Here is a 23,591-nt window from a genome sequence, read left to right as displayed (position 1 = left end):
GTGCGTTACTCCGGACGCAGAACGGGGACGGCCTCTCCGGAAAAAGGTCGTCCCCGCTGGATATTGGAAAAAAACACGAAAAATCGGAACGGATTCTCGACGCGAGACGCGTCCGGTGACCTGCCCTGTTGCGCGTACGACCTATTGCACCGGGTCTTCACAGGAGCAAGGCCACTCGTAGGGGAGGCCGTCGTCGGTGTCGCTTCCCCATGCGTCCGGGTCGACGGTGCCGGAGGGGGAGGCGTCGGTGCCCTCGTCGCACCACTCGCCGTCGGTTCCGTCGGCGGGGCGCATGGTGCGTTCCCAGTCGATGCGTGAGGCGATGCCGTGGGCGAGGGCATCGAGTCCCTCGCGTTGCAGCGCCGCCACGGGGATTGCTTCGGGATGTGCCAGCAGCAGGGTCTCGCGCAGTTCTTCGGGTACGGTGTCCCATTTGTTGAGCACCAGCAGGCGGGGGATGTCGTGCATCTCCATCTCCACCAGGATGTCCTCGACGGCGCGAAGCTGGCGGTCGAGTTCGGGATGCCCCGCGTCCGCCACATGGATGAGCAGGTCTGCGGCCTCGAGTTCTTCGAGGGTCGCCCGGAATGCCTCGACCAGTTCCTTGGGCAGGTTGCGGATGAAACCCACGGTGTCGGCGAGGATGAGCTCGCGTTCTTCGGGGAAGCGCAGGCGGCGCGTGGTGGGGTCGAGGGTGGCGAAGAGCTTGTTCTCGGCCAGCACCTCGGCGTTGGTGAGGGCGTTGAGCAGGGTGGACTTGCCCGCGTTGGTGTAGCCCACCAGCGAGGCCAGCGGTACGCGCTGCTTGGCGCGGCGGGCCCGGGCGAAGGCCCGCTGCTTTCGCAGGGTGTCGAGTTCGCCCTTGATGCGGGTGATGCGGTCGCGGATGCGGCGGCGGTCGGTCTCCAGCTTGGTCTCGCCGGGGCCGCGCCCGCCGATGCCGCCTGCGAGCCTGTCCATGGCGCGGTTCTTGCCCACGAGACGCGGCTGCGTGTACTTGAGCTGCGCCATCTCGACCTGCAACTTGCCCGCACGGGTGGTGGCGTGCTGTGCGAAGATGTCGAGGATGAGCTGGGTGCGGTCGAGCACCTTGCGTTCGGTCACTTCGGCGATGTTGCGCAACTGGGCGGGCGAGAGTTCGCCGTCGAAGACGATCATCGAGGCGTTGCCCTGAAGCGCCAGCACCTCGAGTTCTGTCAGCTTGCCCTTGCCGAGGATGAACTTGGGGTTCACGGAGGGGACACGCTGGATCATGGTGCCCACCACGTCGACCCCTGCCGTGCGTGCAAGCTCGCGCAGTTCTTCGAGGTTCAGTTCCTGCACGGGCCGTGGCAGGGCCGCCACGGAGACGAGCACCGCCGCAGGGCCGTCAGAAGCCTCGCGCACTTCGGGCATGGCGCGCGTCATCTCCTCTTCGAGGGCTTCGACCTCGGCCACGAAATCGGTCTCCACCCTGTCCCACGGGGTCGCCGGGTGTACCGTGTAGTGCCGCTTCTCCGGGTTGGGGGGCAGCAGGTGGGCACGCTGCAACTGCTGCGGGCCGCCGTGCGCGTCCACCGTGAGCACGGCAAGACCGTCCAGCCGCAGGAAGAGCAGGTCCATGAGGTCTTCCTGCGAGATGAGTTCAGGCGTGAGGTGGGTGTGCACCAGCCGCAGGCCGCGCAGGCGACCTGCACCGCTGCGGGCGCGGGGCAGTTCAGGGATGAAGATGGCCCCCGTGTCGCCCACGATGATCATCTCGACGCGCCCCTGCCTGTCGATGAGCAGACCCAGTTGTCTGCCCACGCTGCGCGAGAGGGCGGCGAGTTCGCGGGCCTGTTCGTGGGTATAGCCCCCGAGGGCGGGGTAGCGACGCTGTGACAGGCGCGAGAGGGCCTTGAGCTGGCTGGGCTTCAGACCCTGCGTGTTGCCGAGGACTTTGGCGGCGATGGTGGTGCTCCCGTGAGGCCCGCACGCCGCGAAGGGCGACGTGCGGGGTGTGGGCGTGGTGTGGCAGCGGGCGTGACGCCCCGGAATGCGATGACTTCTTCAGCTGAAGCCTTCCGGCTGCGTCGCATGGCGCGGAACGCGGTTCACGCCATGTCCGGAGCGCTTCGGCGGTATCCTGACGCCGCGTCACGTCTGTGCCGCGCTTCAGGATGGACGCGACACTAGGCTTTCGCGGTGCCGGACAGGTAGTCGGAGATCATGCGGTCGTACTTCGACGTGGCGTCGAAGGTGAGCGCGGCCATCTCGCGGCGGAAGTCCAGGGTCACACCCATGGCGTTGGCGCGCATCTCTTCCATGGCGCGAGCATAGTGCGTCGGGGATGGCAGCACCAGCACCGAATGGAAGTTCTTGGCCGAGGCGCGCAGCATGCACGGTCCGCCGATGTCGATCTCCTCCACAGCGCCGCGCAGGTCGAGCCCCTTGGCCACGGCACTGGCGAAGTCGTAGAGGTTCACGCAGATGAGGTCGAACGGCACGATGCCGAGTTCCTTCAGCGTGTCCATATGGGCCGGGTCGTCCTTGTCGGCGAGGATGCCGCCGTGGATATGGGGGTGCAGCGTCTTGACGCGCCCGCCGAGAATCTCGGGGAAGCCCGTCACGCGGCTGACGGGGGTGACCGTAAGGCCAGCCGCCTCCAGCGTCTTGTAGGTGCCGCCGGTGGAGACCAGCTCGACCCCGTTCTCCGCCAGAAAACCGGCGAATTCGACCAGACCGCCCTTGTCGGTGGCGCTCAAGAGCGCCCTTCTGATGGGCAACAGATCCATGGATGCTCCTTGCGTTTCAACGGGCAGTGCCAGAATCCGCGTGGCAAGGCAAGGCCGTCGTGCCGTATGTCCGTTCGTGGCCCGTATTTTGCTCACCTCGTGGCATGGACCTCTTCGCTTTCGACCCGGCCACCACCCTTGGCTTTCTGCTCACCTTCATGCGCGTGAGCCTCGTGATGTTCCTGCTGCCCTTCTTCGGCGGTGACGCCGTGCCCATGCAGGTGAAGGTGGCCCTGTGCCTCGTCATGGCCATGGCCCTGTGGCCACGCCTTTCGCTGGCGGGTGCTGTCATGCCGTCGCATCCCTTCGAACTGGTGGTGATGCTCGCCAGTGAACTGGTGCTGGGGCTGGTGCTGGGCATGGCGGTGCACTTCCTCTTCGCTGGCATCCAGACGGGGGGGCAGCTTCTGGGCTTCCAGATGGGGTTCACCATGATAAGCATCGCCGACCCCCTTTCCGGGGCGCAGATAAGCATCACCTCGCATTTCCTCTACATGGTATCGCTGCTGACCTTCCTTGCGCTGGACGGGCACCTCTTTCTGCTGCGTGCCTTCGCCGAATCGTTCGCGCTGGTGCCCGCAGGGGGGCTGGTGGCCAATCCCGCCGTCGCCAATGAGCTGGTGCGCCTCGCGGGGGGCATGTTCGTGATCGCGGTGAAGATAGCCGCTCCGGTGCTGGTGACGCTCTTTCTGGTGGAACTCGCCCTCGCGCTCATGGCCCGCGCCGCGCCGCAGATGAACCTGCTGATGATCGGCTTCCCGCTGAAGATCGCCGTGGGATTCTTCTTCATGGGGCTCCTGTTCACCATTCTCGCACAGTACATCGAAGAGTTCATCATCGGAATGCCGCCCATGATGCTGCACCTGTTGCACGGTGTAAGCCCCAAGGGTGTCTGACGCGGCCACGGCGCACGCGCCGCCCGGCTGTGGTGCCCAGATATGGTGCCCGGAATATGGGGGCAGGCCGTATCCGGCCATGACGAAGAGAGGGGCGAGGCCCTTCACGGAAAGGACATGACACATGGCACAGAAAGACCCCAGCAGAACAGAACAGGCGACCCGAAAACGCCTCAACAAGGCGCGCAACAAGGGTAACGTCGCCAAGTCGCAGGAGGTCTCCAAGGCGGTCACCACCTTCGCGGGCCTTGTGGCGATCACGTTCATGCTGGGTGTGCTCAACGAGCACATGCAGGAGGTCTTTCGTTTCTTCCTCTCGCGTCCGCACGACTTCACGCCCAATGAACAGACGGTCTACTCGCTGCTGTTGTGGAGTGCGGGCGAACTCGCCATCATGCTTCTGCCCATCATGCTGTTCATCGGCCTTGCCGCCTTCATCGCCATGCGTCTTCAGGTGGGCAAGCTGTGGACGACCGAGGTCTTCAAACTGGACTGGTCGCGCTTCAACGTCATCAACGCCCTGAAGCGCATGTTCATTTCGCCGCAGACGCTCATACGCCTCGGCAAAAGCCTGCTTCAGGCCGTGTTCATCGGCATCGCGCCCATCATCGTGCTCAAGCAGGAGATGCTGAACCTGCTGCCCCTCTACTTCGCCGACATGTCGGGCATCGCCGTCTACATGCTGGAGACGGGGGCACGCATGGTGAAGTACGCCCTCGTGCCCATGGTCATCATCGCCGCCGTGGACCTCTGGTACACGCGCTGGGACTACAACGAGAACCTCAAGATGACCAAGGACGAGGTGAAGGACGAACGCAAGCAGGCGGAAGGCGACCCCGTGGTCAAGTCGCAGCAGCGGCAGAAGATGATGAAGGTCATGGCCCAGCGCATGCTGAAGGAGGTGCCCACGGCGGACGTGGTCATAACCAACCCCACGCACATCGCCGTGGCGCTGCGTTACGACGTGACCGCGGCCCCCGCCCCCATCGTGGTCGCCATGGGTGCCGACCATCTGGCCAAGCGCATCCGCGAGGTGGCCCGCGAGCACAACGTGCCCATCCGCGAGAACAAGCCGCTGGCACGGGCCTTGTATAAGAGTGTTGAAGTCGGGGACATGATCCCCGCCGAACTCTACAAGGCCGTGGCCGCCATTCTCGCGGGCCTCGCCAAGTTCAGGCCGCAGGCGCGCGGGGTGTAGCCCCGTCCGGGGATGCCCGGAAACCCGAAAGACAACCCCGGAACGCCGGAAACCCGGCAGACAGGTGTCAAAAGCATGGCTTCGCAACCCGGTGTCGCTCCCCGCATAGATTACGCCCGTTTCGCCAAACAGGGCGACATCCTGCTTGCCGGGGGCGTGGTGACGATCCTCTTCGTCATGCTGGTGCCCCTGCCCACGTTCTTCCTCGACATCCTGCTCTGTTGCAGCATCTCGCTTTCGCTGGTGATTCTCGTCACCTCCATGTTCATGATGTCGCCGCTGGAGTTCTCCATCTTCCCGTCGCTGCTGCTGGTGACCACCCTGCTGCGCCTTGCGCTCAACGTGGCTTCGACGCGACTCATCCTGCTGCACGGCGACGAAGGGACGGACGCCGCGGGCGAGGTCATTCGCGCCTTCGGCGAGTTCGTCGTCGGCGGCAGCTATGTCATCGGCGCGGTCATCTTCATGATCCTGTTCATCCTGAACAAGAACGTCATCACGGCGGGTACCACCCGCATCGCCGAAGTGGCCGCGCGCTTCACCCTCGACGCCATGCCCGGCAAGCAGATGGCCATCGAAGCCGACCTCAACGCCGGACTCATCGACGAGACGGAGGCCAACGAACGCCGCAAGAACATCCGCAAGGAGGCCGACTTCTACGGCGCCATGGACGGTGCGGGCAAGTTCGTCTCCGGTGACGTGAACGCGGGCATGTTCATCACCCTCATCAACATCATCGGCGGCCTGCTTGTCGGCATCATCCAGAAGGACATGCCGTGGCGCGACGCCCTGACCACCTACACCCTGCTCACCGTCGGTGACGGTCTCGTCTCCACCATCCCCTCCATCATCGTCTCGACGGCGGCGGGCATCATCGTGTCGCGTGCTGCCTCCGAAGCGAAGATGGGTGAAGAGTTCCTCGGCCAGCTGACCTACAACTCCCGCGCCATGCGCCTCGTCTCCGGGGTGCTGCTGCTCTTCGCCCTCGTGCCGGGACTGCCCACGGTGCCCTTCCTCATCTTCTCGGCCTCGCTCTTCTTCTTCGCCAAGCTGCTTGGCGACCGCGACGGGGACGAAGCGCAGGGAGACGCCAAGCGGGCTGGCGGCAAGGCCGCCAAGGGCAAGGGCGACAGCCTCGACACCCCCGAAGAGGTGCAGGCGCTGCTGCCCCTCGACGCGCTGGAACTTGAAGTGGGCTACGGCCTCATTCCGCTGGTGGACGAGGAGCAGAACGGCAACCTGCTCACGCGCATCCGTTCCATCCGCCGTCAGTTCGCGCTGGACATGGGCGTGGTCATCCCCTCGCTGCACCTGCGCGACAACCTCCAGCTGAAGCCGGGGCAGTATGCCCTGCTCATCAAGGGCAACCAGGTGACGTCGGCGGAGATTCTCATCGACCATCTCCTCGCCATGGACCCCGGCACGGCGCGCCACCGCATTCAGGGCATCGAGACGCGCGAGCCCGCGTTCAACCTGCCCGCGCTGTGGATTCCAGAATCGCAGAAGGAAGAGGCCATGCTGGCTGGGTACACGGTGGTGGACCCGTCCACGGTCATCGCCACGCACCTCACCGAGGTCTTCCGCCGTCATCTTTCCGAGTTCCTCGGCAGACAGGAAGTGCAGGGACTGCTCGACAACCTCTCCAAGCACGCCCCCAAGGCCGTGGAGGAACTGGTTCCCGGCGTCCTTTCACTGGGTGTGGTGCAGAAGGTGCTCCAGAACCTCGTGCGCGAGAACGTCTCGGTGCGCGACCTGCTTTCGGTGGTCGAGACACTGGCCGACTACGGCCCCGCCATCAAGAACCCCGACACCCTCACCGAATACGTCCGCGAACGTCTCGCGCGCAGCATCGTCAAGCCGCACATGGACAGCGAAGGCACGCTGCCCATCATCACGCTCGACGCCAATGTGGAACGCACTCTTCAGGACTCCATCCGCCAGACCGAAGGCGGCGCCTATCTCGCTCTCAACCCATCCACCGCGCAGCGGCTCATCCAGAGCGTCAACACGCAGGTGGAGAATGCCGTGGGCACCGACGGTCAACCCGTTGTGCTCACGCAGCCCGGCACTCGCCCCCATCTCGCCCAGTTGCTCATGCGCTTTCTCCCCAACATCCCCGTGCTCTCGCAAGCGGAGATTCCCCCTGACATCCGGCTTCAGGCCGTAGGTAACGTGGTGGTCGACTGATGCAGGTAAAGACGTACACAGGCCCCTCTACGCAGGCCGTACTGGCCCAGATAAAGAGCGAACTCGGCCCTGACGCCGTCATTCTCTCCACCCGTTCCGGTCGCAAGGAGGGACGCCGTTTCTGCGAGGTGACCGCAGGCGTGGAGCGCAACGGCAACGGCAGCACGCCCCATGGGGCGGGTGCGGCGGCAGACGGGGGCGACCCCTCGCAACTGCCCGCCGGCTGGGAGTCGTGGCATCGCGAATGGTCGTGCATCAAGGAACACCTGCTCGCCCTGATGAAGCCGGGGCTGCGCCTCGAACAGCTCACCCCGCGCCAGCGGCTTGCACTGGAGTTCCTTGAACGCGAGGGCGTGGAGGATACTGTGCTCATGTCCCTGTACCGTCGGCTGCTGACCTCGCCGGGCGCCTCGGTTCTCGAACCGCTCACCGGCATGGTGCCGGTGAAGCCGTGGTCGCGCGAGGCGTGGCCGCAGCGGGTGCACGTCTTCGCCGGGCCCTTCGGCAGCGGCAAGACGACCACGCTGGTGCGCATGGCCCTGCGCGGTCAGGGGGCGGAATCCGCAGGCGGGCGCGTGCAGGTGGTCAACGCCGACTGCGAGCGCGGCAACGGCAGGCTGCTGCTGCGCCACTGGGCCGAACTCTCCGGTTTCGGCTATGCCGAGGCCGCCGACGACGGTGCCATGCGCGCGGCCCTCGATTGTGACGCAGACCGCGTCTTCGTCGACCTGCCCGGACTCGCCCGAGGCGAGACCCTGACGCAACGCCTCGCCCATCTCGGTCTGGGCGGTGACGATGTGGCGGTGCACCTCGTGTTGCCCCCGCACTGCGGGGGGCAGCAGACGGCGGACTTCGTGAACCGCTACGGCGCACCCGGAACCGCAAGCATCGTCTGGACGAAGCTGGACGAAGCCTGTACTTACGGAACACTGGTCAACGTCGCCGCGGCGAACGGTCTGCCCGTGTCCGCCCTCTCGTTCGGGCCGGGGCTGCGTGGCAGCCTCGTCTCCGCCAGCGAGAGCGCACTGTGGCGGCTGGTCTTCAAGCGCCAGTTGCCCGGACGAACCTCCGACGGCCCCGCGGCCCGTCAACCATAGTGGAGCTGCCGATGCACGCTGAACTGCCACTGGTCTTTTCCGTCACCTCCGGCAAGGGGGGAGTGGGCAAGACGAACCTCTCCGTGAACCTCGCCTGCTGCCTCGCCGCGGCGGGCAAACGCGTCGTGCTTCTTGACGCCGACCTCGGTCTTGCCAACGTCGACGTGGTGCTCGGCCTGACCCCGCAGCGCAATCTCTTCCATCTCTTCCATGACGGCGCGACCCTCGACGAGGTGCTGTGCCCCACGCCCTACGGTTTCGACATCCTGCCTGCGTCATCCGGCATGAGCGAGATGCTCTCGCTCTCCACGGGGCAGAAACTCGAGTTGCTCGAGGCGCTGGACGCGCTGGAAGACAGGGTGGACTACCTTGTCGTGGACACCGGGGCCGGTATCAACGACAATGTCCTGTATTTCAACCTTGCTGCGCAACAGCGGCTGGTGGTGCTCACGCCCGAACCCACCTCGCTGACCGACGCCTACGCGCTCATCAAGGTGCTCAAGCTCAACCACGGGGTGGAGCATTTCAAGGTACTGGTGAACATGGCCACCGACGAACGCGGCGCGAAAGAGATGTTCACGCGCCTGTACAAGGCCTGCGACCACTTCTTGAGCGGCGTATCGCTCGACCTCGCGGGCTTCGTCCCCCGCGACCCCATCGTCCGCAAGGCGGTGGTGAGCCAGCGTCCGTTCTGCTCGGTGGCCCTCGACAGCCCCGCCTGCCGCGCCGTGCGTCAGGTGGCGGCGACCGTACAAACGTGGGACGTTCCGGCGGCTCTGGATGGTAACATCAAGTTCTTCTGGAAAAAGCTGCTCTTCCGCAGCTAGCCCTTGGGAGGCGCTTGAGGCCGGAACGACGGCATGGCCCGACTTCGCCCCGGCGGAGAAGGAGGCCATCGTCCGTCATTACGCGCCCAAGATACGCTTCCTCGCCCTGCGCCTGAAGGCCAAGCTGCCGCGCAACGTCGAGCTTGGCGAACTCATCAGCGCTGGTACGCTGGGTCTCATGGAGGCACTTGGCAAGTTCAAGCCGCAATTGGGCATCCGCTTCGAGACCTACGCCGAAAGCCGCATCCGTGGGGCCATGCTCGACGAGTTGCGAAGGCTCGACTGGTTCCCGCGAAGTCTGCGGCAACGGGTGCGACAGCTTGACGAGGCCATGCAGCGCATCGAGCACGAGACGGGGCGGCGCGCCACTGAAGAAGACTTGCAGAAGGCCACGGGGTTGGACGAGAAGGATGTACGACTGGGCCTTGAGGCGTTGCAGAACCAGCTGTGCCTCTCGCTGGAGGCTATGCAGGATTCGCTGGCGGGTGAAGGCGGCCCGCAGTCGGACGCCGACCCCATGCAGACCGCAGCCACGCAAGAGCTCATCGAGCGCGTGGCCTCTCTCATCGACGAATTGACACCAAGAGAGAAGTTGGTATTGTCATTATATTACAGTGATGAACTGAACATGCGCGAAACCGCAGAAGTCATGGGCATCACCGAGGGGCGGGTCTCGCAGTTGCACTCACAGGCGCTGGGTAGGCTGCGTCGCGAATTCCGCAACCATTACGGCGAGCACGACGCCGTCTAGCACAGCGTGCAAGGAGCCTCAGATGCCTGCGAATCCGAATATGCGTATCCTCGTCGTGGACGATTTCTCCACCATGCGCAGGATCATCAAGAACATCCTCCGCCAGCTTGGATTCTCCAACGTCATCGAGGCTGACGACGGCACCACCGCGTGGGAGACCCTGAACAAGGATAGGGTCGACTTCGTCATCTCCGACTGGAACATGCCCAACATGACGGGCATCGAACTGCTTCGCAAGGTGCGCGCCAGCGAAGAGTTCGGCGACATGCCGTTCCTCATGGTCACCGCCGAAGCGCAGCAGGAGAACATCATCGAAGCCGTGCAGGCCAAGGTGTCGAACTACATCGTCAAGCCGTTCACTGCCGAGACCATGAAGCAGAAGATCGACAAGATCTTCGGTTGATTTCCGGGCGCGGTCGCATAAGGCCGCGCCACCCCTGTCCGACCCGTCCTTATGCGGGCGGCATCAGAGAAACGCATGCCCGAAGACCTTTCCGGCAAGGCCCAGCCCGATACCGCCCCTCTCGACGCGGGGCTGGCCATGTCTCGCGCTGAAGAGAAGGTCGAACTCGACCTCGACGACGCGCCATTCCTCATCCCCGAAGTCGAGACGCCCCCGCCCCCCCCGAAGGCCGAGACCTCGCTCTCGCTCGACATTCCTGAAGAGAAGCCCGCCAAGAAGTCGCTCTTCGCCAATCGCAAGCTGCTCATCATCGCGGCTGCGGTGCTGTTGCTGCTTGTGGGCGGCGGCGGTGCCACATGGTGGTTCGTGCTGCGTACGCCGCCAGAAAAGCCGGCAGGGCCCAAGACCGTCGTCGTCCCGTCTGAACCTGCGCCCGTCGAAGTTCCCAAGGCATCGACACCGGTCGTCTCGCTGGAACCCTTCTGGGTCGAACAGCGCGACATGGACGGTCAGATTCGCTTTCTGGTGTGCAAGTTCGCCGCCCCCGCCACCGACCCCAAGCTCATCCATGAGATACAGGGCAAAAAGGTGGTCATCCGCGATGCGGTGTATTATTACCTCAAGAACAAGTCGCTGGTTTTTTTGACGGACGGGGCGAATGCCGAGACGCTCAAGAAAGACCTGCTCACCATCATCAACGGCTATCTGAGCCTCGGCAAGCTGGAGGACCTGCTCATAGAGAACTATCTGGTGAAGTAGCATGACCATCGACCCTTCGCTTCCGGTGCTGCTGGCGCAGCTGGGACATACGGAGCGTCTGGCGCATGATGCGCAGACGCAACCGGAACTTGCGCGTTCGACAGCGCAGGAGGTCGCGAAGGAGGCTCTGCTGCATGACCGTGAGCAGGTGCAGAAGACCGACAACGCCGAGCATTCGCCCGGTGTCCAGACCCGGCAGGAACAAGGCAGAAGCCGGGGGCGTCAGCGCCGTCCCCCGCCGCGCCGCAAGCCGCCCCCCCCTGAAGACGACGATACGCCCGAAACCCCGCAGGACCCGTGGACGGGCAACTTCGTGAACATCAAGGTCTGAGACCGCCCCCATGCAGCTATCCCTCTGGACAATAGCCCTCTTTTCCCTCGCCGAAGTGGCCCTGCTGGGCCTTCTGCTGCTCTTCTTCGTGCGGTTGCGCCGTTCCGAGACGCTGCTCTCGCGGTTGCAGGCCAATCAGGAGAGCCTGCTCGAACGCCTGCGCCAGAACGCCGAACTCGAAGCCGAACTGGTGGCCTCGTTCGCCCAGCGTCAACATGAGTTGCGCCGACTCGACATGGAACTCGAGGAGCGCGCCGCCACCATGGAGAAGCTCATCCGGCAGGCGGAAGAGGTGAGCCGTTCGCCCCACTTCCTGCGCGAGGTCATCGTCAACGGTCGACGCAAGGGGCGCACCATCGAAGACCTCGCCCGTGTGACGGGCCTCGCCCGCGACGAGGTTGAGATCATCCTCGCACGGGCCGGGGAGAGGTAGGGGGTCTTGGTTTGAAGCGCCTGTCTGTCTCCCCCCACCTCACCTGCATCGCGTAAGCGGCAGCACCCCACTAAGGTCGATACCTACCGGGGAGACGATGCCACGGTGCGGGTACATCTCGACCCCCGCATCCACCGCCTCCCAGAAGAGGGCTGCGTACTGCGGGTCGATGACATCGGCGGGGCCGAAGCACAGTCCGTCGGGGCGTTGCACGAGGTAGAACATGGCGGCGCGTTCGCCGCGCGACACGATGTCCATCATCTCGCGCAGGTGCTTGCTGCCACGTTCGGTCACCGCGTCGGGGAAGCACGCCACATCATCCTCCACCATCGTCACGTTCTTGCACTCCACCCACAGCGTCGGCAGTCCGGGGCCGTCGAGACGGGCGTCGAGGCGGCTGTCGCCCCGCTTGCGTTCACGCCGGAAGGTATCGTAGCCCTGCGCCCATGGCAGGCGTCCGGCATGGAACGCCGCTTCGACCATGCGGTTGGGCACCGAAGTGTTGACCCCCACCCAGAAGCCTTGCGGCCCGTCGCCATGACAGCGCATGGCCTCATGCGTCCACGCCAGCTTGCGGTCGGGGTTGGCGGCAGGGGATGCCAGCATGGTGGCGCCGGGGCGCAGCAATCCCAGCATGCTGCCTGAATTGTTGCTGTGTACCCACACGCTTTCGCCGTCGCGCGTCATCTCCACACTGAAGCGTTTGACGCGGCGCACGAACGTCCCGGTCGCGCATCCTGCCGGATAGGGGAGCAGTATCTTTCGCATGTCGTCCTTCCCCACTGGTGCATCCATTGTCCCACCCCATCCCTGAAGCCTTGCAGGGCCTTGTTTCACAGTGCGATTTACACGCACCTTGCAACCTGATACCAAGCGCCAGCAGTCGATGCGCATTGTTGCAGCGCGCTACGGCGCCGGACGCGCCCATGTGCGCCGCGCCATGGCGGAAGGGCATGTCAGCCAGAACGGCTTGCGGACGACGCCTTCCTCGACTGTCAGGGCCACGCCCCATCATATCCCGCGAGGATTCGGACATGAACATCTCGGATCGTCTTACCCGCATCAAACCTTCCGCCACGCTCGCCGTCAACGCCAAGGCGCTCGAACTCAAGGCCCGTGGGGTGAAGGTCGTCAGCCTCGCCGTGGGCGAGCCTGATTTCGGCACACCCGCGCACATCTGCGAGGCGGCCAAGAGAGCCATCGACGAGGGTTTCACCCGCTACACCCCCGTGCCCGGCATCATCGAACTGCGAGAGGCGGTGGCGGGCTACTTCGGTCGATGCTACGGGGTCGAAGCCCCCGCCGAGGCCACCATCGTGACCAACGGCGGCAAGCAGGCACTGTACAACCTCTTTCAGGCACTGCTCAACCCCGGCGACGAGGTGCTCGTGCCCGCGCCCTACTGGGTGAGCTATCCTGCGCTGGTGCAGCTTGCCGAGGGTGTGCCCGTGTTCGTGCCCTCGCCCGCCGAGCGCGGCTTCAAGATAACCCCCGCCGAACTCGATGCGCACCGCACCCCCAGAACACGGGTGCTGCTGCTCAATTCGCCCTCCAACCCCACGGGTGCGTGCTACACCCGCGAGGAGATGGACGCCCTCATGCAGTGGGCCGTCGACCATGACATCTTCGTCATCGCCGACGAGATATACGACCGCCTCGTCTACGGCGACATGCAGCCCGTGAGCGTCTCCGGCTGGTGGCAGCGCTTCCCCGACAGGGTGGCGGTGGTCAACGGCCTCGCCAAAACCTTTGCCATGACCGGGTGGCGCGTGGGCTATGTGCTTGCCCACCCCGACCTCGTGAAGGCCGTGGCCAAGATTCAGGGGCAGTCCACGTCCAACATATGCTCCATCGCCCAGAAGGCCGCCCTCGCCGCCCTGACCGGTCCCTACGATGCCGTGGAGGAGATGCGGTGCGCCTTCGTGCGCCGTCGCGACCTCGCCTATGACATCATCTCCGGCTGGAAGGACGTGGTGTGCCCGCGCCCCGACGGTGCGTTCTACCTCTTCGCCGACATCCACCGGCACTACAACGCCTCCATGCCCGATTCGGCCGCCGTATGCACCCGTCTTCTCGAAGAGGCGCAGGTGGCGCTGGTGCCCGGTTCCGCCTTCGGCGACGACAAGTGCATCAGGTTCTCGTACGCCGTGGCGGACGATGTGCTCGAAGATGCGCTCTCGCGCGTCGCCAAGGTACTGTTCGGCTAGCCGTCGGCCCCGTCTTGCGTTACCATCGGCCCGTGGTCCCGCCTCCGGGACTGCGGGCCTCGTCGTACCGGAACAAGGAGGACACCATGCCCGCAATGCACCGTCTGGACTGGACGAACGCATGGACAGGACGTCTGGAGGGACAGCAGGAAGCACCCTTCGCCCTGCGCCATGCCGACATCGCCCATCGATTCGCCACGGAACTTTCCGCGGGGCGTCTGCCTTTCGTGGACATGCCCTATGCCGAAGACCTCATCGCCTCGCTGGAGGCGCTCACGCCCCGCCTTCGTCGCTTCAGGCACATGGTGCTGCTGGGCATAGGCGGGTCGGCCCTCGGCGCGCGCGCCCTGCAGAAGGCGTTTCACCCCTCGCAGGACAGGCCCGGACATACCGGCCCCTGCCTGTGGATTGCCGACAACATCGATGCCGACACCCTCGAAGCGTGGTTCGCCACGCTGCCCGCCCGCGAGACCATCGTGGTGGCGGTGAGCAAGTCGGGCGGGACCATCGAGACCGTGGCCCAGTACCTGCTGGCCCGCGAGTGGCTTCGCGGTCACCTCGGCGAGTCGTGGCGCGAGAACATGCTGCTCGTCACCGATGTGGCCCACGGCTTCATGCGTCAGGAGGCCGACACCCACGGGCTGGTCAGCCTGCCCGTACCCGACCATCTGGGCGGACGCTATTCGGTGCTTTCGGCAGTGGGCCTCGTGCCTGCGGCGTTCCTCGGCATGGACTGGAGGGCATTGCTCGACGGCGCACTCTCCGTCGGACGGCCCTTGCGTGACGGCGGGCTGCCCGCAGACCATCCGGCATGGCGGCTTGCCCTGTGGAACCGCAGCCTCATGGCGCACGGGTACACCCAGATCATCTTCTTCGCCTACATCCCCCTGTGGGCGACCTTCGGCCCGTGGTTCGCCCAGCTGTGGGCCGAAAGCCTCGGCAAGGAAGGCAAAGGCTCCATGCCGCTGCCCGCCACAGGCGTCACCGACCAGCACTCGCTGCAGCAGATGTTCCTCGACGGCCCGCGCGACAAGGGCTGCCTCTTCCTCACCTGCCCCACTTTGCCTGCGGGGCGTGCCTTTCCGTTACAGCTTCCCGACCAGTGGGCCTTTCTCAAGGGCGCACACTTCGGCGACCTCCTCCATGCAGAGGCCCTTGGCACGCGCATGGCGCTCGCTTCGTGCGACGTGCCCACCGTGGCGCTGGAGATGGCCGACACTGGCCCCGAGGCCGCGGGCCGCATGATGGCCCTGCTTGAGCTTGCGACGCTGTTCACGGGGTGGCTGCTCGACATCAACCCCCTCGACCAGCCCGCCGTGGAACTGGGCAAGCGCCTCGCCAACGCCAAGCTGGGTGCCCCCGGCTATGAGGCCGAAGGCTCGGCCCTCGCCGGGTTCCTCGCCCGCGAGGGTGAGCGGCAGGAGTTCTAGGTGGGGGGAAGGTTCGACGACGGCAGGATGCCCTTCAGCTTCGCCCGTGCGCTGTCATGGGTGTCGCTGGTGCTCATCCTCACCTCCAGCATCGTGCTTTCGGTGGTCATCAGCAACAACGCCCGCGAGACGTTGCTGCGCAAGCAGCAGGATTTCGCCATCCTGCTCGCCGAGAACCTCAACCACCAGATATACCGGCGCTTCACCCTGCCCACCCTGATAGGGTTCGGGCGTGTGGCGTTGCGCCAGCCCGTGCAGTACGAGCGGCTCGATCAGGTCATCCAGTCGACCATCCACGGGCTGCATGTGGCGCGCCTGCGCATCTACGACCACAGCAAGGTGGTGTCGTACTCCAGCGACCGCAGTGAACTCGGTCGCACCGACCTTGCACCGCCCGACACCGACGAGGCGTTGCAGGGCGACGAACCCAGCTTCGACATCGTACCGGGTATCTCGTTCTGGCGGGTGATGTTCCTGCTCGATCAGGAACCGGGGTCGTACATGCTGCGCACCATCTACCCGTTGCGCATCGAGAACCGTCAAAGCTCGCTGGACAACGACGGCGCGGTCATGGGCGTGCTGGAGTTCACACAGGACATCACGGGTGACCTCGGCACGGTGATGCGCTTCCAGTGGCTCATCGTGCTCACCTCGCTGGTGTCTTCGGTGGTGCTGTTCGCCTTGCTCCAGATGTTCATCCGCCGGGCCGAGCGCATCTTCGCCGAACGCGTGCAGGAGAAGCAGCGTCTCGAACGGGAACTGCACCAGCACGAGAAGCTTGCCAGCATGGGCCGGGTCATCGCCAGCATCGCCCATGAGATTCGCAATCCGCTCGGCATCATCCGCTCCAGTGCGGAGTTGCTGCTGAAACGCGCGGCCAACGGCGGCGGTAGCGGTGGCGGGGGGAGCAACGGCAGCGGCGGTATAAGTGGCAGCAATGGCAGCGGTGGCAGCAACGGAAATCGCGCCAGTAACGGCGATGCCATGTCGCGTCGCATCCTCGAAGCCATCTATGACGAGTCCATGCGCCTCAGCCAGACGGTGAACGACTTCCTCGACTATGCACGTCCGCGCAAGCCGAGAGAGGACGCCGTTGAAGTCGGGCTGGTGCTCGATCAGGTGCTGACCTTTCTGGAACCCGAACTCGAACGACGCGGCGTGACCATAGCGCGCGACACCGCAGCCGACCTGTGGACGACCGGAGACAAGGACCTGCTCTACCGGGCGTTTTACAACATCATGGTCAACGGGGTACAGGCTATGGACGGGCCCGGTGGCATCACCATGCAGGGCCGCGCCCTGCCCGATGACGGCGTCGTGGAGGTGAGCTTCCGCGACAGCGGCCCCGGCTTCGACCAGAACACCCGCGCCAAACTGCTCGACCCGTTCTTCACCACCAAGGAGAACGGCACGGGACTGGGACTGCCCATCGTCAACAGCATCGTGACCAGCCACGGCGGCACGCTCCAACTCGACAACGCCCCGGAGGGCGGCGCCATCGTCACCGTGCGCCTGCCCGCCGTACAGAACGGACGGACACCCACGCAACCATGAGCGAAACGACGCACATCCTCGTCATAGACGACGAGAAGAACTACCTGCTGGTGCTCGAAGCCCTGCTTACGGACGCGGGCTACGCTGTCACGGCCCTCAACGACCCCGAGACGGCCCTCGCCTTTCTTGAGGAGAGCGAGGTCGACGTTGTCATCACCGACATGAAGATGCCGCGTGTGACCGGGCGCGAGGTGCTCGAACGGGTCAAGAAGACGTGGCCGCACATCCCCGTGTGCATCATGACCGCGTTCGGTTCCATCGAAGGGGCCGTCGACGTGATGAAGTACGGGGCCTTCGACTACATCACCAAACCGTTCTCCAACGACGAACTGCTGCTCTCGGTGCAGAACGCCGCCGAACTCTCGCGGGTACACCGCCAGTACCGCGCCCTGCGCGCCAACCTCGAAGAGCGCTACGGCACGCATCAGATCATCGGTCGTAGCAAGGCCATCCGCGAAGTGCTCGACATGGTCGACAGGGCCGCCCCCAGCCGTTCGACGGTGCTCATCACCGGAGAGTCGGGCACCGGCAAGGAACTGGTGGCCCGGGCCATCCATTTCTCGTCGCCCCGCAACAGCGGGCCCTTCGTCAGCGTCAACTGCATGGCGCTGAATCCGGGCGTACTCGAAAGCGAGCTGTTCGGGCATGAGAAAGGCTCGTTCACCGGGGCCATGGCCATGCGCCGCGGGCGGTTCGAACAGGCCGACGGCGGGACGCTCTTCCTCGACGAAATCGGTGAGCTGACCCCCGAGTTGCAGGTGAAACTGCTGCGGGTGCTTCAGGAGCGCCGCTTCGAACGCGTGGGCGGCGGCGACGAGATAGAGGTCGACATCCGCGTGGTGGCCGCCACCAACAAGGACCTTCAGAAGGAAGTGGAGAACGGAACGTTCCGCGAAGACCTCTACTACCGTCTGAACGTCGTCCATGTTGCCCTGCCGCCCCTGCGCGAACGCCGCGAGGACATTCCCCTGCTGGTGGGTCATTTCGTCGAGAAACTCGCCCGTGACAACGGCATGAAGCCCAAGACCTTCACCCCCGAGGCCCACGACTATCTCACGGGGTACGAATGGCCCGGCAACATCCGCCAACTGCAGAACGTGGTTGAGCGGTGCCTCGTGCTGGTGGCCAGCGACACCGTGGGGGTCGACGACCTGCCGCCGGAGATACGTGACGAGGAGTCGCAGCTGAAGAGCGCCGTGGACCTCTTGCCGGTGCGTCTCGACCTTGCCGACACGCTGGAGAAGATCGAAGCGGCACTCATCCGCAGGGCTCTCGTGCGCGCCGAATTCGTGCAGGTGAAAGCGGCAGAGCTTCTCGGCATCTCCAAGAGCCTGCTCCAGTACAAGCTGAAAAAATACGGCATAACCGGCCACTAGCGTGACGTCCCCCTGCGGGCGGTGGCGCGCCCCGGTGGGGCAAGCCGCCCGTCAGGGCAAAGGACACCCGGTGAACGCACCCGACGCCCCCCATCCCGAAAACGGCACCTTCCGTGACCCCGCCGCCCATGGCGGAGAAGACCCTCGCCGCGGCCTTCTCGACCCGGTGCCGGATGCCGATGACGCCGTCCTCTTCAGACGTCTCGTGGATGACACCATCACCCCGGAAAGGCTCGAAGCCCTTGCCCGCCCGGTGCAGCCACGCCACGGCGTCGACCATGTGCTGGCCATCCACTGGCATCCGCAACATGTGCCGCTGGACGTCGCCCGCCGCCGTCTCGCCGCCCTGTTCCCCGATGCCCGCGACACGCTCGTCATTCCCACCGAACACAACGTGCTGCACGTCTGGGGCGACCATGCGGGGGTGGAGGCCGACTGCCGCGACCTGCGCCTTGGCCTCAAGGTGCAGCTTCTGTTGCATTTCAGGGCCGACAGGGTACGCGAAGCGCACACCCTTCGCGCCATGCTCGACCATACGGCCCTGTACCGGGGTATCCAGTTGCGAGCGCTGCTTGAGACGGCCGCCCGCCCCGACGAGGCGGGGCACCGTCATCGTGTCGAACGCGCCGTGCGGGCGACGGGCAGCGGGCCGGAGGTGCTTGCCACTGCCGCTGCCTGCGCCGCCAAGCTTCTCTGCCTTCTGGATGCCGAAAGGGACGCCCCGCCAGCCGATGAACGGCGCAGCACGCTCTTGCGCGACTTCGTGGAGGCGCGGCGTCCGCAACTGGGGCCGGTACTCACACCGCAGGTGCACGCCTACACCAAGGCCCTGCGCGACCGGGTCAAAGCCGAGTTCCCTCTCGATTTCTTCCACGATGCCCATGCCTTCATGGAAGAGGCGCGAGGACTCGGCGGGCTGGTCACCATCCCGCACCCCGAACAATTCTGGCCTATCCTCCTCGCCGGGTACGACGTGGACGCCATCGAAGTGTGGAATCCGCAGTCGCGGCGTCACACCAACTTCCTTATTTCCGTCGTGAACGAGGCCAATGCGAAGCACCCGTCAGCGAAGCCCACACTGGTGACCATGGGCGACGATACGCACTTCGGTGAGATGCTGCGCCTGCCCGACGGCCCGGAACAGGCACGCCTCGCGCGGGAAATAGGTGTTCAGCCCTTGTGGGAAGACCCTGTAACGCTTAAGGAACTCGAACGGGCCGGCATGACGCGCGAGCGCGTCATCGACGCCTTCCGGCAGCGTCTCGGGGGTTGATGTACCCCCGCACCAGCATTCCAAGGGAGCAGGTCATGGACAACGACAGCACCATGCGGCAATGGGCAGGCTGCACACCGCCCACCGCCATCGACCCCGCGCGCACTGCGCTCCTGTGCATCGACTACGAGCTTGAGTTCTTCGCCGGACACCTTCACGTCCCCCACGGGCCGCAGGCGGTCATGCAGGGGGCGCGACTGGTCGAGTGGGCCGACGCCCACGGCATGACCGTGGTACATGTCCGGCATGTGGCGTCGGACCCTGCGTCGTCGCTGTTCGGCGCACAGGGGGGGATGATCGATTTCCACCCCGACGTGGAACCGAAACCGCATCATCTTGTGTTTTCGAAACACCTGCCCAGTGCCTTTGCCGATACGGGGCTTGAAGAGGCCTTGCGTACGCGGGGTATCGACACTCTGGTGGTGGCGGGCCTCATGACCCACATGTGCGTGACCAGTGCCGTCGCAGATGCCAGCTATCGCGGTTTTTCGGTCATCGTGGCGGCCGACGCCTGTGCCGACCGTAACCTGCCAGCCCATGACGGGCATGGCATCATCCCCCATCTCGCCATCCATCGAAACGCCCTTGCCGCACTCGCCGACCGCTTCGCCGATGTGATGGATACCGACGCCATCATCGCACTGGCTATCGTGTAGTACTGCGCAGGGCGGCCTCCTGCATGTGTGACGGACAGCGCGAACCCGTGCCCTGTGGCGGGGTTCGCGCCTGTCTGCATGCAGGGGCTGTGCGTCCTGACCGTCGCATGCCCGCGCATCCGGCATCATCGGCATGAAAGGGCCACCGCCCCGGCTGTTGCCGACAGGTCTTGCCTTGGTGTCCCCACATGCTATGCTTCACACAGCCAACTCGCATCCCCGCCTGACCGCGGGTCCACACGGAGGGCCACATGGAGAAGAAGAAACTCTGCCTCAACACCCGTCTCGTCTGTGCCGACGCGGCGGGGGTCATCGACGCCCTTGCCGAAGGCCTGAAGGAACGGTGCCTGCGTATCCAGAAAGGGGACGAGACCTTGGTGCTTACGCCGCCAGAGGCCGTCGACCTTGAACTCGAGGCCAGACTCAAGGACGGGCGAGGCAAGATAACCCTCGAAATATCGTGGCGTGTCTCCGAAGATGGAGAACATGAGGCTGAAGACGGGGAAGATGACGAACCCGGTCAGTCGGGTGCGTCGGGCGAGGCACGCCTCGATGACGAGGCCGAGGTGCTCATCGATGCTGCGGAGATAACCCCCGGTGAAGGGGCGGCACAGGCCATGAGTGATGCACCCGCAGTGAAGGAAGGCAAGGACAGGAAGTCCCACAAGCGGAAGTCCTGACCCGGCAGGGGCGTGCCTGACAGCCTGCGTCAAGCCGTCTGCGCCACGCCGTCTGCGCCAGACGGACTGCGCCAGACTCTCTGCGTCGGTTATCCTGCCGCCCCAGACGCGGGAGGTGCCTGTGGCTGGCGTGGCGTGCCCGTCATCATGCCCGTCCGGTATCATGTCCGTCCATGTCATGCCCCGTCCGGTGTGCTTCGGTCGGGGACCTCTGCCAGCCAGCCGGTAACCCGGTCGAGGTCAACTGCGCGGCAGGATGCGGGCTAGTCCGACTGTCCGGCATGAGTGTCATATCTACGCTGACCCTGACGTCCGGCCCCATTCTGGGGTCGGGCGTTTTCGCGTCGGTACGGTGGGCATGGCGGTGTGCCACTGAAACCGTCATGGGCTTGGGCGAGTCAGCCGTGTCAGGCGTTTGAGGGCGCAGGCGGGGCTGTGTGGCTGGTGCGGATGCTGGATGGTTCAGGGCAGGGTGAGTGACCGTGAAGAAACCAGCCCGCCGCGCATCAGGGCCGATTGTCAACAACCATCCGATAGGATACCGTTTATCATTGTTCCGGCGTTCCAAGAAGCGTCGCGTCTGTGAAACATGTCGCATCTTCCCTGTGTCATGTCCGCACACAGGCCGTCGGCATGAAACGGAATGTCTCATTGGTGAGCGCGGTATCCCGCATCCGGAGAAGGCATGGAAATCGGCGGCTACACCCGACTGCGACGTAGATTGATGCTGGCCATGCTGGCGTTTTCGCTGGTGCCCCTGCTTGCGCTGGGCCTTTTCTTCCAGAAGCAGTTCACGGGAACCTACAACGAAAAGCTGGTCTCCGGTCTCGAAGCCGTGACCGAAAGCAAGCGGCGCGCCCTTGATACGTTCCTTGAGGAGCGCGTCTCGCAGATAAAGAGCCTCGTCTACACGCACAGCTTCGAGGAACTCTCGAACCCGGCGCGTCTCGGCGAGATATTCTCGGTCATTCAGGCCAATGCACGTTCATACGTCGATATCGGCATCATCCTCTCCAACGGAACCCATGCGGCATACGTCGGCCCCTACAACCTCGAAGGGGCCAACTACATGGACGAACCGTGGTTCCAGGAGGTGATGCTGAAAGGGCAGTACGTCAGCGATGTCTTCCTCGGTTTCCGCAAGTACCCGCATTTCGTCATCGCCGTGGCACGGCGCGAGGGGGCGCGGACATGGATCGTGCGGGCCACCATCGACTCCGCCGCCATCAACCAGCTGCTGCGCCGTTCCTATTCGGGGAACAACAGCGACGCCTTTCTGCTGAACACCGAAGGACTTCTGCAGTCGGACTCGCGCAACAACGGCGAGATCATGTCGCACTCCGCCATCCCCCTGCCGCCGCGCGGCAAGCGGGGCATCCTCATCGAACCCACCCACAGCGCCGACGGACGCCCCATGATCGCCGCCATGACATGGCTCGAGCGGATGCCGTGGCTGCTGGTGGTCATGGAAGACCCGCGCGAACCCCTTTCGCCGCTTGAGCGTACCAACCTGCTGCTGGTGCTGTTCGTCATGGGGGGCGTGGCGGTCATCTGCCTCGGAACCTTCCTCACCACCCGAGCCATCGTCGGCAAGCTCAAGGATAGCGACCGGAAGCAGGCCATGCTCGATGCGGAGTTCCTGCAGTCGAGCAAGATGGCGGCCCTTGGCAAGCTGGCGGCGGGCGTGGCCCACGAAGTGAACAATCCCCTCATGCTCATCCGCGAGAATGCGGGCTGGATCAAGGACCTCCTCGTGGAAGAGGACCCCGCAGCCATGCGGAACCACAAGGAGCTTGTCACCGCCGCCGACAAGATCGAGATGCATGTGGACAGGGCCAAGGGCGTGACGCACCGGATGCTCGGGCTTGCGCGCCGTCTTGAGCCGCTGCAGGACGACGTGTGCGTGAACCTGCTCACCGAGCAGACCATCAAGTTCCTTGAGACCGAGGCCCTGCATCGCCATATCACCCTCGTCAAGGAACTGGCGGACGACCTGCCCCCCATCACGACCGACGCCACGCAGGTGCAGCAGGTGCTGCTCAACATCCTCGACAACGCCATCGACGCTGTGGGCCGCGACGGCACCATCACCATCCGCACCGGGGCCGCCCCGGACAGGAGTGAGGTCTTCGTCTCGGTCAGTGATACGGGCGAGGGCATCCCCCCCGAACTGCTCTCGCGTATTTTCGATCCGTTCTACACCACCAAGAAGGTGGGCGAGGGCACAGGACTCGGCCTCGCCATCTGCCACTCCATTCTCGAAAAACTCGGAGGCCGCATCCACGCCGCGAGTGCGCCCGGACAGGGGGCCACCTTCACCGTGACCCTGCCCCTGGCCGCCAACCCCGCCCTCGCCGCCGACGGGATGCTGAACCTGCGCTGACAGGAGATGACGCCGTCATGAACATACTCATCGTCGACGACGAGACGGAATTCCTCGAACTGGTGGGTAAGCGCCTTGCGCGGCGCGGCATGGACGTGACCACGGCCTCCAGCGGCGAAGAAGCGCTCACCTTGGCCGAGGGGCGTGTCTTCGACGTCGTCGTGCTCGACGTGAAGATGCCGGGCATCGACGGACTGGAGACGCTGCGCCGCCTTCGCGTCATGCACCCCACCATGCCGGTTCTGCTGCTCACGGGGCACGCCAGCCTCGGTTCTGCCGTCAGCGGGATGGAACTGGGGGCCTTCGACTACATGCTCAAGCCTGTGGCCATCAACGAACTCATCATCAAGCTCAACGAGGCCGCCCGACTGGGCGGGGCCTAGAGGCGGCGCGCAGG

General features: G+C 64.9%; 22 protein-coding genes. 19 read left to right on the top strand and 3 right to left on the bottom strand.

All coding sequences use genetic code 11. From position 1 onward, the window contains the following. Positions 1–141 precede the first annotated feature (141 nt). Entirely contained in the window at positions 142–1,785 is a 1,644-nt protein-coding gene (hflX, locus tag DVU_RS15220) for a GTPase HflX (protein WP_010940494.1), read from the bottom strand. Positions 1,786–2,150: 365 nt separating this feature from the next. Next, positions 2,151–2,753 carry an IMP cyclohydrolase gene (locus DVU_RS15215; RefSeq protein WP_010940493.1) on the bottom strand — a complete coding sequence of 201 codons (603 nt, stop codon included), beginning with the start codon at positions 2,751–2,753 and terminating at the stop codon, positions 2,151–2,153. 104 nt (positions 2,754–2,857) lie between these two features. Here DVU_RS15215 and fliR point away from each other — a divergent pair, with 104 nt between their 5' ends. From fliR to DVU_RS15165, 10 genes are all read left to right on the top strand, one after another. Next, positions 2,858–3,649, top strand: coding sequence for a flagellar biosynthetic protein FliR (gene fliR / locus DVU_RS15210; RefSeq protein WP_010940492.1), 792 nt, complete (start codon positions 2,858–2,860; stop codon positions 3,647–3,649). A gap of 124 nt (positions 3,650–3,773) precedes the next feature. Continuing rightward, positions 3,774–4,847 (top strand): flagellar biosynthesis protein FlhB, encoded by a 1,074-nt coding sequence (flhB, locus tag DVU_RS15205; protein ID WP_010940491.1) that lies wholly within the window; start codon positions 3,774–3,776, stop codon positions 4,845–4,847. A gap of 75 nt (positions 4,848–4,922) precedes the next feature. Beyond that, entirely contained in the window at positions 4,923–7,034 is a 2,112-nt protein-coding gene (gene flhA / locus DVU_RS15200; RefSeq protein WP_010940490.1) for a flagellar biosynthesis protein FlhA, read from the top strand. Beyond that, positions 7,034–8,131, top strand: a complete 1,098-nt coding sequence (locus DVU_RS15195; RefSeq protein WP_010940489.1) for a flagellar biosynthesis protein FlhF — start codon at positions 7,034–7,036, stop codon at positions 8,129–8,131. Before flhA ends, DVU_RS15195 begins: the two co-directional genes overlap by 1 nt. Before the next feature lie 11 nt (positions 8,132–8,142). Beyond that, positions 8,143–8,958, top strand: a complete 816-nt coding sequence (locus DVU_RS15190; protein ID WP_011791427.1) for a MinD/ParA family protein — start codon at positions 8,143–8,145, stop codon at positions 8,956–8,958. Beyond that, entirely contained in the window at positions 8,912–9,709 is a 798-nt protein-coding gene (locus DVU_RS15185; RefSeq protein WP_010940487.1) for a FliA/WhiG family RNA polymerase sigma factor, read from the top strand. Before DVU_RS15190 ends, DVU_RS15185 begins: the two co-directional genes overlap by 47 nt. Positions 9,710–9,731: 22 nt before the next feature. Further along, positions 9,732–10,112 (top strand): chemotaxis response regulator CheY, encoded by a 381-nt coding sequence (locus DVU_RS15180; protein ID WP_010940486.1) that lies wholly within the window; start codon positions 9,732–9,734, stop codon positions 10,110–10,112. 75 nt (positions 10,113–10,187) lie between these two features. Then, on the top strand, positions 10,188–10,871 hold the full coding sequence (locus tag DVU_RS15175; RefSeq protein WP_010940485.1) for a flagellar basal body-associated FliL family protein: 684 nt from the start codon (positions 10,188–10,190) through the stop codon (positions 10,869–10,871). Position 10,872: 1 nt separating this feature from the next. After that, positions 10,873–11,202 (top strand): hypothetical protein, encoded by a 330-nt coding sequence (locus DVU_RS15170; protein ID WP_010940484.1) that lies wholly within the window; start codon positions 10,873–10,875, stop codon positions 11,200–11,202. Positions 11,203–11,212: 10 nt separating this feature from the next. After that, positions 11,213–11,635, top strand: coding sequence for a hypothetical protein (locus tag DVU_RS15165; protein WP_010940483.1), 423 nt, complete (start codon positions 11,213–11,215; stop codon positions 11,633–11,635). Between the two features lie 39 nt (positions 11,636–11,674). Here the strand turns inward: DVU_RS15165 and sfsA are convergent, their stop codons facing one another. After that, positions 11,675–12,403, bottom strand: a complete 729-nt coding sequence (gene sfsA / locus DVU_RS15160) for a DNA/RNA nuclease SfsA (protein ID WP_010940482.1) — start codon at positions 12,401–12,403, stop codon at positions 11,675–11,677. 266 nt (positions 12,404–12,669) lie between these two features. On the opposite strand from sfsA, the gene DVU_RS15155 reads away from it, so the two are divergent. From DVU_RS15155 to DVU_RS15115, 9 genes are all read left to right on the top strand, one after another. Further along, positions 12,670–13,842, top strand: coding sequence for a pyridoxal phosphate-dependent aminotransferase (locus DVU_RS15155; RefSeq protein ID WP_010940481.1), 1,173 nt, complete (start codon positions 12,670–12,672; stop codon positions 13,840–13,842). 86 nt (positions 13,843–13,928) lie between these two features. Further along, positions 13,929–15,272 (top strand): hypothetical protein, encoded by a 1,344-nt coding sequence (locus tag DVU_RS15150; RefSeq protein ID WP_010940480.1) that lies wholly within the window; start codon positions 13,929–13,931, stop codon positions 15,270–15,272. Then, positions 15,273–16,826, top strand: a complete 1,554-nt coding sequence (locus DVU_RS15145) for a sensor histidine kinase (protein ID WP_014524631.1) — start codon at positions 15,273–15,275, stop codon at positions 16,824–16,826. Continuing rightward, positions 16,823–18,202 (top strand): sigma-54-dependent transcriptional regulator, encoded by a 1,380-nt coding sequence (locus tag DVU_RS15140; protein WP_010940478.1) that lies wholly within the window; start codon positions 16,823–16,825, stop codon positions 18,200–18,202. The genes DVU_RS15145 and DVU_RS15140 overlap by 4 nt, the downstream gene beginning before the upstream one ends. A gap of 70 nt (positions 18,203–18,272) precedes the next feature. Next, positions 18,273–19,475: a hypothetical protein gene (locus DVU_RS15135; protein ID WP_010940477.1), complete on the top strand. Its 1,203-nt coding sequence runs from the start codon at positions 18,273–18,275 to the stop codon at positions 19,473–19,475. Positions 19,476–19,510: 35 nt separating this feature from the next. Then, positions 19,511–20,131 carry a cysteine hydrolase family protein gene (locus tag DVU_RS15130; protein WP_010940476.1) on the top strand — a complete coding sequence of 207 codons (621 nt, stop codon included), beginning with the start codon at positions 19,511–19,513 and terminating at the stop codon, positions 20,129–20,131. A 251-nt stretch (positions 20,132–20,382) separates the two neighbouring features. Continuing rightward, on the top strand, positions 20,383–20,811 hold the full coding sequence (locus DVU_RS15125; protein WP_010940475.1) for an amphi-Trp domain-containing protein: 429 nt from the start codon (positions 20,383–20,385) through the stop codon (positions 20,809–20,811). 685 nt (positions 20,812–21,496) lie between these two features. Beyond that, a complete protein-coding gene (locus tag DVU_RS15120; protein ID WP_010940474.1) occupies positions 21,497–23,194 on the top strand; it encodes a sensor histidine kinase in 1,698 nt (565 codons plus the stop codon). Between the two features lie 17 nt (positions 23,195–23,211). Then, positions 23,212–23,577 (top strand): response regulator, encoded by a 366-nt coding sequence (locus DVU_RS15115; RefSeq protein ID WP_010940473.1) that lies wholly within the window; start codon positions 23,212–23,214, stop codon positions 23,575–23,577. Positions 23,578–23,591: the final 14 nt, after the last annotated feature.

Source organism: Nitratidesulfovibrio vulgaris str. Hildenborough (genome assembly GCF_000195755.1).
GTDB lineage: Bacteria > Desulfobacterota > Desulfovibrionia > Desulfovibrionales > Desulfovibrionaceae > Nitratidesulfovibrio > Nitratidesulfovibrio vulgaris.
The sequence above is the reverse complement of the archived record's forward strand: the minus strand, read 5'-3'. Positions and strand labels throughout refer to the sequence as shown.

Excerpts from the sequence above, each read along its gene's own strand:
- DVU_RS15140 (WP_010940478.1), top strand. The coding sequence starts at position 16,823 with ATGAGCGAAACGACGCACATCCTCGTCATAGACGACGAGAAGAACTAC.
- fliR (WP_010940492.1), top strand. The coding sequence starts at position 2,858 with ATGGACCTCTTCGCTTTCGACCCGGCCACCACCCTTGGCTTTCTGCTC.
- DVU_RS15150 (WP_010940480.1), top strand. The coding sequence starts at position 13,929 with ATGCCCGCAATGCACCGTCTGGACTGGACGAACGCATGGACAGGACGT.
- flhA (WP_010940490.1), top strand. The coding sequence starts at position 4,923 with ATGGCTTCGCAACCCGGTGTCGCTCCCCGCATAGATTACGCCCGTTTC.
- DVU_RS15120 (WP_010940474.1), top strand. The coding sequence starts at position 21,497 with ATGGAAATCGGCGGCTACACCCGACTGCGACGTAGATTGATGCTGGCC.
- DVU_RS15130 (WP_010940476.1), top strand. The coding sequence starts at position 19,511 with ATGGACAACGACAGCACCATGCGGCAATGGGCAGGCTGCACACCGCCC.
- DVU_RS15215 (WP_010940493.1), bottom strand. The coding sequence starts at position 2,753 with ATGGATCTGTTGCCCATCAGAAGGGCGCTCTTGAGCGCCACCGACAAG.
- DVU_RS15125 (WP_010940475.1), top strand. The coding sequence starts at position 20,383 with ATGGAGAAGAAGAAACTCTGCCTCAACACCCGTCTCGTCTGTGCCGAC.
- DVU_RS15175 (WP_010940485.1), top strand. The coding sequence starts at position 10,188 with ATGCCCGAAGACCTTTCCGGCAAGGCCCAGCCCGATACCGCCCCTCTC.
- sfsA (WP_010940482.1), bottom strand. The coding sequence starts at position 12,403 with ATGCGAAAGATACTGCTCCCCTATCCGGCAGGATGCGCGACCGGGACG.
- DVU_RS15190 (WP_011791427.1), top strand. The coding sequence starts at position 8,143 with ATGCACGCTGAACTGCCACTGGTCTTTTCCGTCACCTCCGGCAAGGGG.
- DVU_RS15180 (WP_010940486.1), top strand. The coding sequence starts at position 9,732 with ATGCCTGCGAATCCGAATATGCGTATCCTCGTCGTGGACGATTTCTCC.
- DVU_RS15115 (WP_010940473.1), top strand. The coding sequence starts at position 23,212 with ATGAACATACTCATCGTCGACGACGAGACGGAATTCCTCGAACTGGTG.
- DVU_RS15155 (WP_010940481.1), top strand. The coding sequence starts at position 12,670 with ATGAACATCTCGGATCGTCTTACCCGCATCAAACCTTCCGCCACGCTC.
- DVU_RS15165 (WP_010940483.1), top strand. The coding sequence starts at position 11,213 with ATGCAGCTATCCCTCTGGACAATAGCCCTCTTTTCCCTCGCCGAAGTG.
- DVU_RS15195 (WP_010940489.1), top strand. The coding sequence starts at position 7,034 with ATGCAGGTAAAGACGTACACAGGCCCCTCTACGCAGGCCGTACTGGCC.
- flhB (WP_010940491.1), top strand. The coding sequence starts at position 3,774 with ATGGCACAGAAAGACCCCAGCAGAACAGAACAGGCGACCCGAAAACGC.
- DVU_RS15170 (WP_010940484.1), top strand. The coding sequence starts at position 10,873 with ATGACCATCGACCCTTCGCTTCCGGTGCTGCTGGCGCAGCTGGGACAT.
- DVU_RS15185 (WP_010940487.1), top strand. The coding sequence starts at position 8,912 with ATGGTAACATCAAGTTCTTCTGGAAAAAGCTGCTCTTCCGCAGCTAGC.